The following is a 14,823-nucleotide window of genomic DNA, read 5'->3' on the forward strand; positions in this document are numbered from 1 at the left end:
GGCAACGCGTTGTCAAAGACTTGGGGCGCGGCGGGCTCCTGCACCATCAACTGGCAGCAGCTGCAAGCCCACTTGCCGCGAATCTGGCGCTGCACAAAGAACTGGGCCGGCACGATATCCAGGCGCTCGCTGATGTCCTCGCCCACGCGCACCATGGGTTGGCCGCATTCTGGCGTTGGGCAGTTGGTATTCTCGGGCTCGATGCGCGTGTCCACCCGAGGCAGGTGTGGCGGCAGTGCTTCACGCTTGGGTTGGCGGCGTGGTTGCTTGTCTGGTGTCCTCCCGTCTTCGGCCGGAACACTGGACTGCAAGGCGGCCAGTTGCGCCTCCAGGCTGGCTTGGTCAGCGGCCAGCGTCTCCTCAAAGAGAGAGCGCTGCTCGGCGTTCATGCGTTCGGTCTTGGCACCAAACTTCCAGACCTTCAGGCGCGCCAGTTGAAAGGTGATGCTCTCGATCTTTGCGTCACGCCATTTAATGGCCTGGGCCTGTGAATCGATACGCGTGGCTTGCGCAGTAATGTGCTTGCTCTGCTCCCCAATATGGGCCAGCAGTTGTGCAGCGACTTCGGCCCATTCGCTGGGGTTCAGAGCTGCAAGATCCTGGGCTTTTATGGCATGCACGTTGAGCATGCCCTGACTATGCAACACCTGAATATTTCAGGCTATTGGGGGATGTTCCAATTGCATTTTTAGCGTATTTTTGGGCTAATTACACTCGCGTAATCAGCCGCATTTGCTCCAGGCGAACCCAGGGAAGTCCGAGCACCAAAACGTCGAATTGGTCCTTCGTCAAGGTCACTGGCGCAGTGCCAACAACGCCATTACGAGGCCACACGAAGCTGCCCGAATTGAGCCGCCGCGATGCGCACCAAACGCCGAATCCGTCGTGCACGAGCAGCTTGATGCGCGTGGCCCGTGCGTTGGCAAACAGGTAGCCGTGATGGGCCTGCGCACCACCAAACACCTGCACGACGCGCGCGAGCAAACGCTCGGTGCCCGCGCGCATGTCCATGGGCTCAACGGCCAGCCACAACGCGTCAACCTGAATCAATGGCATTGCCATCATCGCCGCCACTCGCGCAACCAGGCCGCGCACTCATCCGCCCCCTGGGTCGGCCAGTGGATGCTCATCGTCGTGGCGCCTCGGCGCAGTTCGATGCGGATGTCGCAGGGTGACACCGGTGTAGCCTGCGCTGCCAGCGCCACGGCGATGAATTCGTTTCCTGTGTTCCTGGCGTGCGGGAGCGCCGCGCTCGGCATGCCAACAGCAGCGACCCAGCGTCGCCATTTATGCACCAGGTTCGCGTTCAATCCATGCGCCATCGCAACCGCAGCTACCGATGCGCCCGGCTGCGCGCACTCCGCCAATACCCGTGATTTCAGTTCAACGCTGTGCTTGCGCTTTGGTTCTCGTTTGGATTCTTCCATGGTGTCCACCTCTTTTGTTGGTGGACACCATCTTCGCTATCAACGCATACGCCTTCAAGATGCCACGGCTGGACGCTTACCTACCGGCGAGGCCTTGTCCGGAAAGAGGTAGTCGATGCGTTTTTTCACGGCGCTGCTTGAGGGCCGGTACCTTGCGCTTCTTGCGATACTTCACCAGCCCTGTCGCAGGGTCCAATTCAGCGTCACTCGCAAGGTCTGCGTCAGTCACAATGCCAAGAGAACATTTCATTCATAAACTGACCAAGGAAGCGCTATGAGCATTTACGCCAAACTCACCGAACTCAACATCACCCTGCCGCCCGTCGCCGCGCCCGCCGCAGCATATGTGCCGTTTGTCCAGACTGGAAAACTGGTCTTCTTGAGCGGTCACCTTGCCAAGAAGGACGGAAAAGTCTGGGTCGGCCAATTTGGCAGCAACATGACGGTCGAGGATGGCAAAGCCGCCGCGCGCGCCATCGCCATTGATTTGATGGGCACCTTGCACGCGGCGGTGGGGGACCTGAACCGCGTTAAGCGCATCGTCAAGCTCATGTCACTGGTCAATTCGACGGGCGACTTTACCGAGCAGCATCTGGTCACTAATGGCGCCAGCGAGTTGCTGGGCGAGGTGTTTGGCGCCAAGGGCGCCCATGCCCGCAGCGCATTTGGCGTGGCCCAAATCCCGCTAGGTGCTTGCGTGGAAATTGAGCTGATTGCGGAAGTGGAGTGAACTGGAAAAACTCTTGAAGTGTTGGGGACGGAGCTTGTTCACTGCGTGTAACTGCGGTCTTTCCCGCAAAATGATCGATTTGTAGCTGCGGTCTGTCCCGCAAAGCTTCAGAACCTTTCCCAATCTGCATCAGCGGCCGGGGTGGGCGCTGGGGCCGGTTTCTTGGCTGCTGCCAAGGCCAGCGGCTTGCGGGCCGGCGCGCTGGCACGCGTATGGCTTAGCGCGGCGCTGGCAGGCTTCGGTTTGGCCAGGGACTGCGGCTGTTTGTAGGGCAGCGCACTGGCACGCGGCGTGATGTCTCGGGTGGGACGTGACTGCATGGTCACCACCGCGCCGCTGATCTTGAACACTGACACCGCCTGCGCCAATTGGCTGGCTTGCTCGCGCAGGCTCTCGGCAGCAGCGGCACTCTCTTCGACCAGGGCAGCATTTTGCTGCGTCAACTGGTCCAGATTGCCGATCGCCTGATTAACGTGCGCAATGCCTGAACTCTGCTCATTGGACGCCGCCGTGATCTCACCAATGACATTGGCCACCTTACGTACCGACTGCACAATATCGCTCATGGTGGTGCCAGCGTCCGACACCAGTTTGGTACCGGAGGCCACCTTGTCGACCGAGGTGCCAATCAGCGTCTTGATTTCCTTGGCGGCCTCGGCGCTGCGCTGCGCCAGACTGCGCACTTCACTCGCGACCACGGCAAAACCGCGCCCTTGCTCGCCTGCCCGCGCCGCCTCCACCGCAGCGTTGAGTGCCAGAATGTTGGTCTGGAAGGCGATGCCATCAATCACACCAATGATGTCGGCTATTTTTTTGCTGCTGGCATTGATCTCCTCCATCGTGAGCACCACTTGCTCGACGACCGCGCCACCCTTCTCCGCCACGGACGACGCATTGGCGGCCAAGGTGCTGGCCTGACGGGCGTTGTCGGCACTTTGCTGCACGGTCGTGGTCAACTGGTCCATGCTGGACGCCGTGGATTGCAGGTTGCTGGAGGTTTGTTCAGTGCGCTGGGCCAGGTCGTTGTTGCCAGTGGCAATCTCGGCACTGGCCGTTGCAATGCTGTCGGTGCTCTGGCGCACCTGGTGCACCATGCGTCCGAGCGACTCATTCATGGCCGCCAGCGACTTCATCAGGTCGCCAAACTCATCACCACGCGAGGTGTCGATCTGCATGGTGAGGTCACCTTTCGCGATGCCTGAGGCCAGTTCGTTGGCCTGCGTCAGCGGCCGCCGGATCGCCCGCACCAGCCATGCTGTCCCGCCAAAAATTCCAGCGATCAACAGCAAGACGCTGATGGCGGAAATAGTGACCACCTCTTTGCTTCTTTGAGCATAGAAAACCCGCGCCGCATCATGAGCCTGCTCCTGCATGGTGACGAAATCATGCTGGGATTTCTGATACGCCTGCATGGCGGGCTGATACTTTGTGTTGACCGTTTCAGTCACCTCAGTCGCCAGGCCATCCGTGCGCTGCTTCATGGCGATGGCCCGCGTTTCCAACACCAGCTTGCGGCTCTTGGCAATGGTTTCCAGCTGGGCGCGATCCGCCGGCGTCAATTGACTCGCCTCAATGGATTTTTGAATCTCACCGATCTGCGCGGAGGTGGCGGCAATCGCGTCTTTCAATCCAAGCTCCACAGCCTGGTCGCTGCTGAGCAGCACGGCCAGCGAGCGCGCCGCATTGGCTTCGGTCAGTGCCACCCAACGATTGGCCAACTTGACCTTCGTACCGATGCCCTCAAGGACTGCTGCGCTGGCGATACGATCACCCGCAGTACGCGTCGCAGCAAATGCAATCACGGCGCACATGCCCAGAACGATGAGTCCGGTAGCGAGCCACAGCTTGGCGGCAAGACGAATGTTATTCAAGTTCATGAGCTATTTCTTCGGCAAAATTGTTGATGAGTGCGATCTTAGCGTTTCCCGGCAGCACCAAGCCTCTTTCCAAGGCGCGAAATATGCTGCGTCCGCACGGCCTGCAGTTGCGCCGCCGTCACAACCTGCGGCGCAATCTCGGCCAGTGGCACCAACACGAAAGCGCGCGCTCCCATGCGCGGATGGGGAATCGTGAGCGGCTCGCTCTGGATGCGCGCCTCGCCAAAGGTCAACAGGTCCAGATCCAGGGTACGCGGCGCGTTGCGAAAAGGACGCTGGCGCCCGCCGGTCTGCTCCAGCGCCTGCAGCTGCGCGAGCAGTGCCGGTGCCGTCAAGACCGTCCGCACCTCGACCACGGCATTGACATAGTCCGGGCCGCTGGAGTCCACTGGCGCAGTCCGGTACAGGGATGAGCACTTGATCAGGCTGACGCCTTCGGTCAGCGCCAGGTCATTCATGGCCTTGAGGATTGTTGCCTGTGGGTCACCCAGATTGGCACCCAGGGCCATATAGGTTGCCACCGGTGGCGGCGCCGACTGCCGCTTATCTGCCGTTATTCCAAACGGGCAAGCTGCGGTCCGTCCCGCAAATTCTCAGAAAGTTTCCCAATCGGCGTCTGCGGCCGGGGTGGCCGTTGTGGCCGGTTTCTTCACGGCTGCCAGGGCCAGCGGTTTGCGCGCTGGCGCAGCGGCCCGGGTATGACCTAGCGCCGCGTTGGCCGGTTTCGGTTTCGGCAAAGGCGGTGGGCGCTTGTAGGCAGGTGCCTGGGGCCGCGGCGTGATGTCACGGGTCGGACTCGACTGCAGCACCACTTGCGCGCCGCTGATCTTGAATACGGACACCGCCTGCGCCAATTGGCTGGCTTGCTCGCGCAGGCTCTCGGCGGCGGCGGCGCTCTCTTCGACCAGCGCCGCATTCTGCTGTGTCATCTGGTCCAGGTTGCCAATGGCCTGGTTGACGTGGGCAATGCCCGAGCTTTGTTCATTGGACGCCGCCGTGATCTCGCTGATGACGTCCGCCACCTTGCGCACCGACTGCACTATGTCGCTCATGGTGATGCCCGCGTCCGACACCAGCTTGGTGCCCGAGGCTACCTTGTCGACGGAGGTGCCGATCAGCATCTTGATTTCCTTGGCGGCTTCGGCGCTGCGCTGCGCCAGGCTGCGCACTTCGCTCGCGACCACGGCAAAGCCGCGCCCCTGTTCACCGGCCCGCGCCGCTTCTACCGCGGCATTGAGCGCCAGAATATTGGTCTGAAAGGCGATGCCATCAATGACGCCGATGATGTCGGCAATCTTTTTGCTGCTGGTGTTGATCTCTTCCATGGTGAGCACCACCTGTTGGACCACCGCGCCACCCTTCTCTGCCACCGTGGATGCGTTGGCGGCCAAGGTGCTGGCCTGGCGCGCGTTGTCGGCACTTTGCTGCACGGTGGTGGTCAACTGGTCCATGCTGGCCGCGGTGGATTGCAGGTTGCTCGACGTTTGTTCGGTACGCTGGGCCAGGTCGTTGTTGCCGGTGGCAATCTCGGCACTGGCCGTTGCGATGCTGTCGGTGCTTTGGCGCACCTGGTGCACCATGCGGCCCAGGGATTCATTCATGGCGGCCAGTGACTTCATCAGGTCGCCAAACTCGTCGCCGCGCGAGGTGTCAATCTGCACGCTCAGGTCACCTTCGGCAATGCGACCGGCCAACTCGTTGGCCTGCACCAAGGGCTGGCGAATGGAGCGAATCAACCAACCGGCGCCAACCAGAAGACCCGCAAAAAGCAGCACACAAAACCCGACCAAAATTCGGGCGACCGCCGCACGGGATTGTGAAGCCTCTTCCTGAAACGCGGCCAATGTCTTTTCTTCCATGACCACCAGCTCTCGCAGGGTGACCAGATAGGCCGCGACGACCGGGATGTATTCGCCTTTCAAGGTTCTGACGGCTGCTTCGCTGTTGCTGTCATCCTTTTCTTTCAAGGCTTTGGCCCGCGCAGCTGCCATGAGCTTGCGCGCCCCTGCGATCTTTTGCATCTGAGCCAGTTCATCCTTGCCCAGCGACATGGCCTCGATGCTCTTCTGTGCTTCGGAAATCCTGGATGAGGTGGCTGCAATCTCGCTTTTGAGCGCCGGTTCAACACCAGAGTCAAAAGTGGCCGTTATCACCGCCAAGGTCCGTATGGCGTTGGCTTCGGTCAGGCCGGTCCAGGTGGTGACGGCCTTGACCCGTGCATTGAGCTGGCTTTGGGTTGCGTCCGAATCGGCCTGAAGACTGGCCATCCTGAACGCCGCAAACGCAATCAACAGGGCCAGTGAGACAACGATGACAGCCACGCCAAACCATAGTTTGGTGGCGACGCGCAGATTATTAAAGCTCATGATTTTTGCCCGGAAGAGATTGCTTCATTTTAGACAGGCAGCCATCCGCAACTGGGTGGACTGAAAGCCTTTGTGCCTAGGGAAATCCCTAGTTCATCACGCCGCCACAGGCACGACGGTTTGATCTGCGACGGCGCGCAACTGCTCCGCGCTCACCCGCGACGGTGCAATCTCGGCCAGCGGCACCAGCACAAAGGCGCGCTGTTCCATGCGTGGATGCGGAATCGTGAGTTTCTTGCTCTGGATGCGCGCCTCGCCATAGGTCAGCAAATCCAGATCCAATGTGCGCGGTGCGTTCTGGTATGTGCGTTCACGACCAGCCAATCGCTCCAGGGATTGCAGCTGCGCCAGCAGCGCCGGTGCCGTCAAGACTGTTTGCACCTCGACCACGGCATTGATATAGTCCGGGCCGCTGGAGTCCACTGGCGCAGTCCGGTACAGGGATGAGCGCTTGATCAGGCTGACGCCTTCGGTCAGCGCCAGGTCATTCATGGCCTTGAGGATTGTTGCCTGTGGGTCACCCAGATTGGCACCCAGCGCAATATAGGCCGTGACCGGGGGCCGCGCCGATGCGTTCAAACGCCCGCGTCCGGCGCCTGTTCACCGCCGATCTTGGGGCCCGTGCTGCGCCGGCGGCGTCGGCGTTTTTTAGGGGCATCAACATCCGACGGGCTGGCAGCTTCATCGTCTGGCGCGTCGGCCGCGGCCTGCGGGCGGGCGCGATCGTCCCGGCCATCGGGCGCCGCAGAGGGTGCCGATTGCGCCGCATCGCGGGCAGTGGGCGCCTTGTGCACGCGCGGCGCCCGCTGGCGCTGCTGTTGCTGCTGTTCTTCACGCACCTGATCCACCATATCCTGGCGCAGGTTGTCATCGGCCAGGCTGAACTCCTGCCACCAGTCGGCCAGCACCTCCTCGATTTCGCCAGTTTCAGCACGCAGGCGCATGAAGTCAAAGGCGGCACGGAAACGCGGCTGTTCGGTCAAACCAAAAGGTGCACTGCCCACGCGCTTCTCAAAGCGGGGCTGCATCATCCACATTTCGCGCATGTCACCGCCCAATTTTCCACGGCCCGACACATCGCCAATATGGGCATTGAACACGTCTTCAATCGCATCCTGCAGCGCCGGATGGGCATGCTGGCGCTCACTGATGCGTTTGGCCCAGCCGTCGCGCACATCGGACCACAACACGCAGGCCAGCAGAAAACTGGCCACCACCGGCTTGCCTTCGCTCACGCGCCGGTCGGTGTCGCGCAAGGCGGCTTTGACGAAGGCTTGCTCAGCGCGCTGCACCACCACATCAAGCAACGGATAAATGCCGCGAGCCATACCCAATGCTTTGAGCTGTTCGATCGAGGCCAAGGAGTGACCGGTCTGCAGCAGCTTGAGCATCTCATCAAACAAGCGGCTCTGCGGCACCTCGGCCAGCAGCTCTTGCGACTTGATCAGCGGTGCCGCCGTTTTGGTTTCAAGCTTGAAGCCCAGGCCGCTGAGTTTGGCGGCAAACCGCACGGCCCGGATGATGCGCACCGGGTCTTCGCGGTAGCGCGTGGCCGGCTCGCCAATCATGCGGATCACCCGGTTCTTGGAATCCTTGATGCCATGGTGGTAGTCGACCACGATTTGCGTTTCGGGGTCGTAGTACATGGCGTTGATGGTGAAGTCGCGCCGCACCGCGTCTTCTTCTTGTGGGCCCCAGACGTTGTCGCGCAGCACACGGCCAGTGGAGTCGACCGCGTGTTTCATGCCGGCGAGCTCGCTTTTGCTGGTCTTCTCGTTGCCAGCCACCTGCTCGGCCGCCGCGTTGTCCATGTAGGCGCGGAAAGTGGAGACTTCAATCACCTCATGCTCGCGCCCGCGCCCGTACACCACGTGCACGATGCGAAAACGCCGTCCGATGATGAAGGCACGCCGAAACAGGCCCTTGACCTGCTCCGGTGTGGCGTTGGTGGCCACGTCAAAGTCTTTGGGTGCCAGGCCGACCATGAGGTCGCGCACGGCGCCGCCGACGATATAGGCCTCAAACCCTGCATTCTTGAGGGTACGCACCACGTTGAGTGCTCGCTCATCGACCAGTTTGGGATCGATCCCATGCACTGCAGGGCCGATCTCTTCGCGCTTGCCAAATTGCAGTTTTTTGCTTTTGGCCGGTGATTTACCCAGCAACCGGTCAATAAATTTTTTAATCATATTTTTAATATTTTGCGGGACAGCCCGCAGTTACACGCAGTGAACATACCCTGTCCTCAACTAATCATTAGATGTCCGCCAGCTTTGTCCTCAACATTTTGCATGCATCTCTTCAAAACAAATCAAGTATGCGCCATCCACGCGCGCTGGCCAGGGCCCGCAAAGGCGCATCCGGGTTGGTGGCCACTGGGTGCGTGACCCGCTCCAGCAGGCTCAGATCATTGATGGAATCGCTGTAAAAGGTGGTCTCCACATCAGGCCAGTCCAGTTGGCGGTTGGCCAGCCACTGCGTCACCCGCGCGATCTTGCCTTCCCGAAACGAAGGCACCCCTACGATTTCGCCGGTGATCCAGCCGCTGCCGCCAGGTGCCGTATCAACCTCCAGCTCAACCGCAATCAATTCGGCCACGCCAAAGGCCTGCGCGATCGGGCGCGTCACGAATTCATTGGTGGCCGTGACGATGAGCACCTCATCGCCCGCCTGTTGGTGCTGGCGCACCAGCGCCAACGCCTGCTGCTTGATGGCAGGCGCAACCACCGTCTTCATGAACTCAACATGCGCCGTTTGCGCCTGAATCGCACCATGCTGGCGCAGTGCTGCGGTGGCAAAACGCACGTACTCACGAATGTCCAGCGTGCCAGCCTGGTAATGGGCAAAAAACTCGTCGTTGCGCCGGTCGAAATGGACCGGGTCGGTCCAGCCGATGGTGCTGGTAAAGACGCCCCAGGCGTAATCCGAGTCAATCGGCAACAAGGTGTGGTCAAGGTCAAATAGGGTCAACTTCATGGGTCGATTGTGAATTAGGTGTTTTCCATCATGGATTTGATCAGGGGAATGGTAATCGCCCGCTTGGTTTGCAGTGCGTAGCCATCCATCAAGTTCAGCAACTCCATGAGGTTCCCCAAGTCACGGCTGAAGCGCGTCAACATAAAGTCCATCACCTCGTCACTCAAAAACAGCCCGCGCGCATCGGCCGCCTGCCGTAGCACGGCGCGCCGCTCTGGCTCACTGAGTAATTGCAGCTGAAACACATGGCCCCAGCCGAGCCGGGTGCGCAGGTCATCACGCAATCTCAGGTCAGCCGGAGGCAACTCACCGGCCGCGAACACGCCGCGCTGCCAGGTTTGGGCATTGATGAACCAGTTGAACGCCGCCTGTTGCTGCACAGCGTTGTAAAAGTGCACCTCGTCCATCAGCACCGCCGCCCACCCTTCATCGAACTGCGGCGGCTGCTGCACGCTGGCGTCGAGCCAGCCGACGCTGGCGCCCTGCTCCTGCAAAGCCGCCTGTACCGCCTTGAGCAAATGCGTTTTGCCACTGCCGCCACGGCCAAAGAGGTAAGTCGGCACGGGTGAACGCGCCGGGGCACTGGCGCCGCCTGCGATCCAGATTTGCAAATGGCGCAATGCCGCCTCATTGGGACCAGCAAAAAAACTGCTCAACGTGGGGCCGGTTGCCAAGCCAATATCCAAGGCAATTTGCTTCATGCGGGTTCGGTGGAGGCTCTCTGGTGAATCGATGCAAAGGGCATCTGGCGATCTTTGAGGTCAACCCCTTGAAACGTAGTTCCAATGAGGACGCAACCACTCTTCAAGTGGCACCAATTTTTGCGTACGTTATGTCGCACTAAAATCTGGCCAAATTCTATCGGGCTCCAGGCTCGCGCTGTTGCCCACCCCACGACCTGCTTGCACGCGCCCTGCCAGCGCACTTTTCAAGGCCTCTTTCATGACCCACAAAAACGCTTCCTCTCCTTTCCCCCTTTCCTACAAAGACGCTGGCGTTGACATTGACGCGGGTGACGCCCTGATTGAGCGCATCAAACCCCTGGCCAAAAAGACCATGCGTGAAGGCGTTCTGGCCGGTATTGGCGGCTTTGGCGCGCTGTTTGAAGTGCCCAAGCGCTACAAAGAACCGGTGCTGGTGAGTGGCACCGACGGTGTCGGCACCAAGCTCAAGCTGGCCTTTGGATGGAATATGCACGACACCGTTGGCATTGACCTGGTCGCGATGAGCGTCAACGACGTACTGGTGCAGGGGGCAGAGCCGCTGTTTTTTCTGGATTACTTTGCCTGCGGCAAGCTCGATGTGGACACCGCCGCCGCCGTGGTCGGGGGCGTTGCAAGGGGCTGTGAGCTCTCCGGCTGCGCCTTAATTGGCGGTGAGACCGCCGAAATGCCCGGCATGTACCCGGCGGGCGAGTACGACTTGGCGGGTTTTTGCGTTGGGGCCGTCGAAAAGTCCAAAATTTTGACCGGCTCGGATATCAAACCAGGCGATCTGGTGCTGGGCTTGGCCTCCAGTGGCGTGCACTCCAACGGCTTCAGCCTGGTGCGCAAGTGCATTGAGCGCGCCGGTGTCAATGCCCCGGCCACGCTGGACGGCAAACCGTTCAAACAAGCGCTGATGGAGCCCACCCGTCTGTATGTCAAAAACGTGCTGGCCGCGCTGGCGGCTCACCCGATCAAGGCACTGGCCCATATCACCGGCGGCGGTTTGCTCGAAAACATCCCTCGCGTGCTGCCTGAGGGTACTGCGGCGCACTTGACGAAGGGCAGCTGGCCGCAAACCGAGCTGTTTGCCTGGCTGCAGACCACAGCGGGCATTGATGACTTCGAGATGAATCGCACCTTCAATAACGGCATAGGCATGGTGGTGGTGATTGATGCCGCACAAGCTGGCGCCTGCGCTGCCACGCTGCGCGCGGCGGGTGAGACGGTCTATGTCATAGGTGTGATTGCCGAGCGGGGTGACGGCGCTGCGGTGCTGGTGGACTGAGTAAATCAAAATTAATAGCTGCTCACGCATAATCCATAAGGGCTAGCGCTGATTTTCATCTAAATAACCATGAACCAACGCACGGCCACGCTCAAGCGAATCCCCAAGAGCATCTGGGCGCTGGGCTTTGTCAGCTTGCTGATGGACGTCTCGAGCGAACTGATTCACAGCCTGTTGCCGGTCTTCATGGTCACCAGCTTGGGGCTCAGCATGTTGGTGGTCGGGCTGATCGAAGGCGCGGCTGAGGCAACTGCGCTGATCGTCAAGGTGTTCTCCGGCGCTCTGAGCGATTACTGGGGCAAGCGCAAACCGCTGGCGGTGCTGGGCTACGGCCTGGGGGCTTTTTCCAAACCTCTTTTTGCGCTCGCCACGTCCAGCGGCTGGATCATCACCGCCCGTTTGGCCGACCGTATCGGCAAAGGCATTCGGGGTGCGCCGCGTGACGCACTGGTGGCCGACATTGCGCCACCCGAGCTGCGCGGTGCCGCCTTTGGCTTGCGCCAGTCGCTTGACACTGTGGGCGCGTTCTTGGGGCCCACGTTGGCGGTCGTTTTCATGCTCCTGTGGAACGATGACTTTCGCGCCGTGTTCTGGGTGGCAACCGTACCCGCCTTCATGTGCGTGGCACTGTTGGTGTGGGGCGTCAAGGAGCCTGATCGGCCCATCACGGCCAAACGACTGAACCCGATCAGCCGCGCCAACCTGGCCCGCTTGAGCCCCACCTACTGGTGGGTGGTGGGCGTGGGTGCGGTGTTCACGCTGGCGCGTTTCAGCGAGGCTTTTTTGGTGCTGCGTGCGCAGGAAGGTGGTTTGGCGCTGGCCTGGACGCCGCTGGTCCTGATCGGCATGAATGTGGTCTATGCCATTTGCGCTTACCCCTTTGGCAAGCTGGCCGACAAGATAAGCCACACCTCGCTGCTGGGCTGGGGGCTCGTGCTGTTGATCAGCGCTGATTCTCTACTGGCCTACAGCAACAGCGGCGTGGTGTTTTGGGTCGGTGTGGCGCTGTGGGGCCTGCACATGGCCATGACGCAAGGCCTGCTGGCGGCCATGGTGGCCGACACGGCGCCGGCTGACCTGCGCGGCACCGGCTACGGCTTTTTCAACTTGCTCAGCGGCGTGGCGATGCTGATCGCCAGTGGGCTGGCGGGCTGGCTGTGGCAGGGCTGGGGTGCGACGTTCACCTTTGTGGCCGGCATCGGGTTTGCGGCACTGGCGTTGTTGCTGCTGATGCTGCAGCCGCGTGGCTTGGCGCGTTAAGGTCGAAGGCCAACGGCACACAACACCCGCCGCGAAGCGCCAGCCTGACGTTGCCTGTCCGCGTGGGCCGCCCTGTCAGCCCGCTCAGTCATAGTGAGTCCACATGCGCAGCACACGAACGGTCCGCTCTTTGGCAAATACTTCGTACACAATGCGGTGCTGAATATTGATGCGGCGCGAGTATGCCCCGGCCAGATCTCCGACCAACTTTTCGAAGGGCGGTGGATTCTGAAATGGATCGTTGGCAAGAACCGCGAGCAAATCTTGTGCCTTTGCCTTAAGACCACTTGCAGCAAGCTTCTTTGCATCTTTTATTGCTTGCTTGGCATACACAAGCGCCCAACTCACCACTTAAGCTCTTTCGTACTTTTTGCGAGGGGCTCAGCCATACCTGTCTTTATGGATTCGCGCATCCCTGGCACGGCAAGTAGAAACAAGGTTTCTTGAATTGCACTCCAATCTTCGGCAGAGAGCAACACGGCACTGCTGCGCTTTCCGGAAATGATGATCGGCTCATGCGACTGGGCTGCCTCATCAATGAGCCGGTACAAATTCGCGCGAGCTTCGCTAGCGGCAAGTGTGTGCATTTTGTAGTCCCGTGAAAGAAGTCAGAATGGTACGCAATAACGTACGCATTGTCAATGCTGAAGTGCAAGTTCCAAAAGAGGGCTAATGATTTGAAATCACCGGCCTGCGCAGCTTTTCGCGCAGGTCCGGTGGATTGATGGGATGGACTCCCCCGCTTTTTGCGCAACAGTCGCGTACTGGTCTTCATTGGCGTGGGGAACAGTTCTTTAAAACGTAAGGAGTCCGACATGAATGCTACTACCGTTGCCGTCGATCTTGCAAAGTCTGTTTTTCAATTGGCCGTGGCTGATGAACATTGGCACGTGGTTGAAACTCAGCGTCTCACGCGCACGCAGTTTGAACGCTGGTTTGCCAACCGGGATGTGTCCCTGGTCATCATGGAAGCCTGCGGCTCAGCCCACCACTGGGCGCGCTGGCTCAATGGCTTGGGTATTGAGGTGAAGCTGCTGCCAGCCCAGTACATCCGTGCCTACGTCAAGCGCAACAAGGCCGATGCGGCAGATGCTGCTGCACTGTTGGAGGTTGCTCGTGCATCCGATATTCGCCCGGTGCGCATCAAGTCGGTTGAGCAACAGGCCCTGCAAGGCATGCACCGCATCCGCTCGCTTTGGATGGGCACGCGCACCAGCCGCATCAACGCCTTGCGCGGTTTCTGCCGTGAGTTTGGTATTGCCATTCCGGTAGGTGCACGCACCGGCATTGAAGCGATCAGCCGGGTACTGGCTGACCCAGCCACTGCGGTGCCCGATCTGATCCGGGGCACCGCCAAGCTGCTGCTGGAGGAAATCCGATTACTCGAAGGCCGCATTGCGCAATTGGAGCGTGAACTGGCGGCACTGGCCAAGCTCAGCCCGGCATGCACTACGCTGCTGTCGATCCCCGGCATCGGCTTGCTGACGGCCACGGCTCTGGTAGCAGCCACCTCGGGCGATGTGAGCCACTTCAAGGATGCGCGCCATTTCTCCAGCTGGTTTGGCTTGACACCCAAGGAGTACAGCTCGGGCAACAGCCGCTACCTGGGACGCATCTCCAAGAAGGGGGATCGTTACCTGCGCATGTTGCTCACGCATGGCGCCAGGAGCTTGCTGCGCGCATCCAAGGTGGCAGACACCGCCGGGCGCGAGGTCTGTGGGGTGCGTCGCTGGGCGCTGGATGTGCAGGGGCCAGGAGCAATCACAACAAGGCAGCCTGTGCGCTGGCCAACAAGCTGGCGCGCATCTGCTATGCCATGCTCAGAGACAAGGAACCGTTTGGCGAAGGCCAGCGGTTGAGCAAGAAGATCAACAGGGAGAGTTTTGCAATGCCAGCGTAATCCGCAAACATACAAAACAGCCGCTATCAAGAAGAAGCTTGAACCACCCATCACGCGTTGCGACGAGATTGATCGACCATCATGGCCAACCGGGTTCACCCCACACCGACAGACGCCGATAACCCTTCCGGCAGCTTACCTGCCGCTCGTAACGATTGGCGCATCGGTGACGCAGATTCCATGTCGGCACGGACCAAACTAGAGATAAAGCAACTTCTTTTCTGTAAATTTCCGAAATTTAGTTTTGGGTGTTGGTGATTTGCAGCGCTCAGGGCTTCATGGTTAGATAGATTTT

At 60.1% G+C, this 14,823-nt stretch carries 17 protein-coding genes; 4 read left to right on the plus strand and 13 right to left on the minus strand.

Going from position 1 to position 14,823, the window contains the following annotated elements; all coding sequences use genetic code 11:
* From GZ093_RS17020 to GZ093_RS17030, 3 genes are all read right to left on the minus strand, one after another.
* Positions 1-647, minus strand: a 647-nt coding sequence (locus tag GZ093_RS17020; protein ID WP_296488199.1) for an IS66 family transposase zinc-finger binding domain-containing protein, incomplete at its 3' end; no start/stop codon positions are given.
* A gap of 61 nt (positions 648-708) precedes the next feature.
* Positions 709-1,062 (minus strand): IS66 family insertion sequence element accessory protein TnpB, encoded by a 354-nt coding sequence (tnpB, locus tag GZ093_RS17025; protein ID WP_296488201.1) that lies wholly within the window; start codon positions 1,060-1,062, stop codon positions 709-711.
* On the minus strand, positions 1,062-1,427 hold the full coding sequence (locus GZ093_RS17030; protein WP_296488204.1) for a transposase: 366 nt from the start codon (positions 1,425-1,427) through the stop codon (positions 1,062-1,064). The genes tnpB and GZ093_RS17030 overlap by 1 nt, the downstream gene beginning before the upstream one ends.
* Before the next feature lie 274 nt (positions 1,428-1,701).
* Here GZ093_RS17030 and GZ093_RS17035 point away from each other — a divergent pair, with 274 nt between their 5' ends.
* Complete coding sequence (locus tag GZ093_RS17035; RefSeq protein ID WP_296488207.1) at positions 1,702-2,157, plus strand: RidA family protein; 456 nt, start codon at positions 1,702-1,704, stop codon at positions 2,155-2,157.
* A 107-nt stretch (positions 2,158-2,264) separates the two neighbouring features.
* Here GZ093_RS17035 and GZ093_RS17040 read toward each other — a convergent pair whose 3' ends face one another.
* The 7 genes from GZ093_RS17040 to hda all read right to left on the minus strand — a co-directional run bounded on the left by GZ093_RS17040 (position 2,265) and on the right by hda (position 10,077).
* Positions 2,265-4,034, minus strand: a complete 1,770-nt coding sequence (locus GZ093_RS17040; RefSeq protein WP_296488208.1) for a methyl-accepting chemotaxis protein — start codon at positions 4,032-4,034, stop codon at positions 2,265-2,267.
* A 38-nt stretch (positions 4,035-4,072) separates the two neighbouring features.
* Positions 4,073-4,543 carry a 2-amino-4-hydroxy-6-hydroxymethyldihydropteridine diphosphokinase gene (gene folK, locus GZ093_RS17045; protein ID WP_296488211.1) on the minus strand — a complete coding sequence of 157 codons (471 nt, stop codon included), beginning with the start codon at positions 4,541-4,543 and terminating at the stop codon, positions 4,073-4,075.
* 84 nt (positions 4,544-4,627) lie between these two features.
* Positions 4,628-6,400 (minus strand): methyl-accepting chemotaxis protein, encoded by a 1,773-nt coding sequence (locus GZ093_RS17050; protein ID WP_296488213.1) that lies wholly within the window; start codon positions 6,398-6,400, stop codon positions 4,628-4,630.
* A 96-nt stretch (positions 6,401-6,496) separates the two neighbouring features.
* Positions 6,497-6,979 (minus strand): 2-amino-4-hydroxy-6-hydroxymethyldihydropteridine diphosphokinase, encoded by a 483-nt coding sequence (gene folK / locus GZ093_RS17055; RefSeq protein WP_296488218.1) that lies wholly within the window; start codon positions 6,977-6,979, stop codon positions 6,497-6,499.
* Entirely contained in the window at positions 6,976-8,589 is a 1,614-nt protein-coding gene (pcnB, locus tag GZ093_RS17060) for a polynucleotide adenylyltransferase PcnB (RefSeq protein ID WP_296488220.1), read from the minus strand. Before pcnB ends, folK (GZ093_RS17055) begins: the two co-directional genes overlap by 4 nt.
* A 112-nt stretch (positions 8,590-8,701) precedes the next feature.
* Positions 8,702-9,376, minus strand: coding sequence for an HAD family hydrolase (locus tag GZ093_RS17065; protein WP_296488222.1), 675 nt, complete (start codon positions 9,374-9,376; stop codon positions 8,702-8,704).
* 14 nt (positions 9,377-9,390) lie between these two features.
* Positions 9,391-10,077: a DnaA regulatory inactivator Hda gene (gene hda, locus GZ093_RS17070; protein ID WP_296488271.1), complete on the minus strand. Its 687-nt coding sequence runs from the start codon at positions 10,075-10,077 to the stop codon at positions 9,391-9,393.
* Positions 10,078-10,318: 241 nt separating this feature from the next.
* Between hda and purM the strand changes: the two genes are divergently transcribed.
* Both purM and GZ093_RS17080 read left to right on the plus strand, forming a co-directional pair.
* Positions 10,319-11,368 carry a phosphoribosylformylglycinamidine cyclo-ligase gene (gene purM / locus GZ093_RS17075; RefSeq protein WP_296488273.1) on the plus strand — a complete coding sequence of 350 codons (1,050 nt, stop codon included), beginning with the start codon at positions 10,319-10,321 and terminating at the stop codon, positions 11,366-11,368.
* 69 nt (positions 11,369-11,437) lie between these two features.
* A complete protein-coding gene (locus GZ093_RS17080) occupies positions 11,438-12,628 on the plus strand; it encodes an MFS transporter (protein ID WP_296488276.1) in 1,191 nt (396 codons plus the stop codon).
* An 84-nt stretch (positions 12,629-12,712) separates the two neighbouring features.
* Here GZ093_RS17080 and GZ093_RS17085 read toward each other — a convergent pair whose 3' ends face one another.
* Entirely contained in the window at positions 12,713-12,976 is a 264-nt protein-coding gene (locus tag GZ093_RS17085; protein ID WP_296488279.1) for a Txe/YoeB family addiction module toxin, read from the minus strand.
* Positions 12,973-13,215: a type II toxin-antitoxin system Phd/YefM family antitoxin gene (locus tag GZ093_RS17090; protein ID WP_296488281.1), complete on the minus strand. Its 243-nt coding sequence runs from the start codon at positions 13,213-13,215 to the stop codon at positions 12,973-12,975. Before GZ093_RS17090 ends, GZ093_RS17085 begins: the two co-directional genes overlap by 4 nt.
* A gap of 228 nt (positions 13,216-13,443) precedes the next feature.
* Between GZ093_RS17090 and GZ093_RS17095 the strand changes: the two genes are divergently transcribed.
* On the plus strand, positions 13,444-14,487 hold the full coding sequence (locus tag GZ093_RS17095) for an IS110 family transposase (RefSeq protein ID WP_296488283.1): 1,044 nt from the start codon (positions 13,444-13,446) through the stop codon (positions 14,485-14,487).
* Between the two features lie 136 nt (positions 14,488-14,623).
* Here the strand turns inward: GZ093_RS17095 and GZ093_RS17100 are convergent.
* Positions 14,624-14,823 (minus strand): hypothetical protein (locus GZ093_RS17100; RefSeq protein WP_296488285.1); only part of this gene is annotated, 200 nt, incomplete at its 5' end.

It is taken from the genome of Rhodoferax sp., from assembly GCF_010365055.1.
Lineage (GTDB): Bacteria > Pseudomonadota > Gammaproteobacteria > Burkholderiales > Burkholderiaceae_C > Rhodoferax.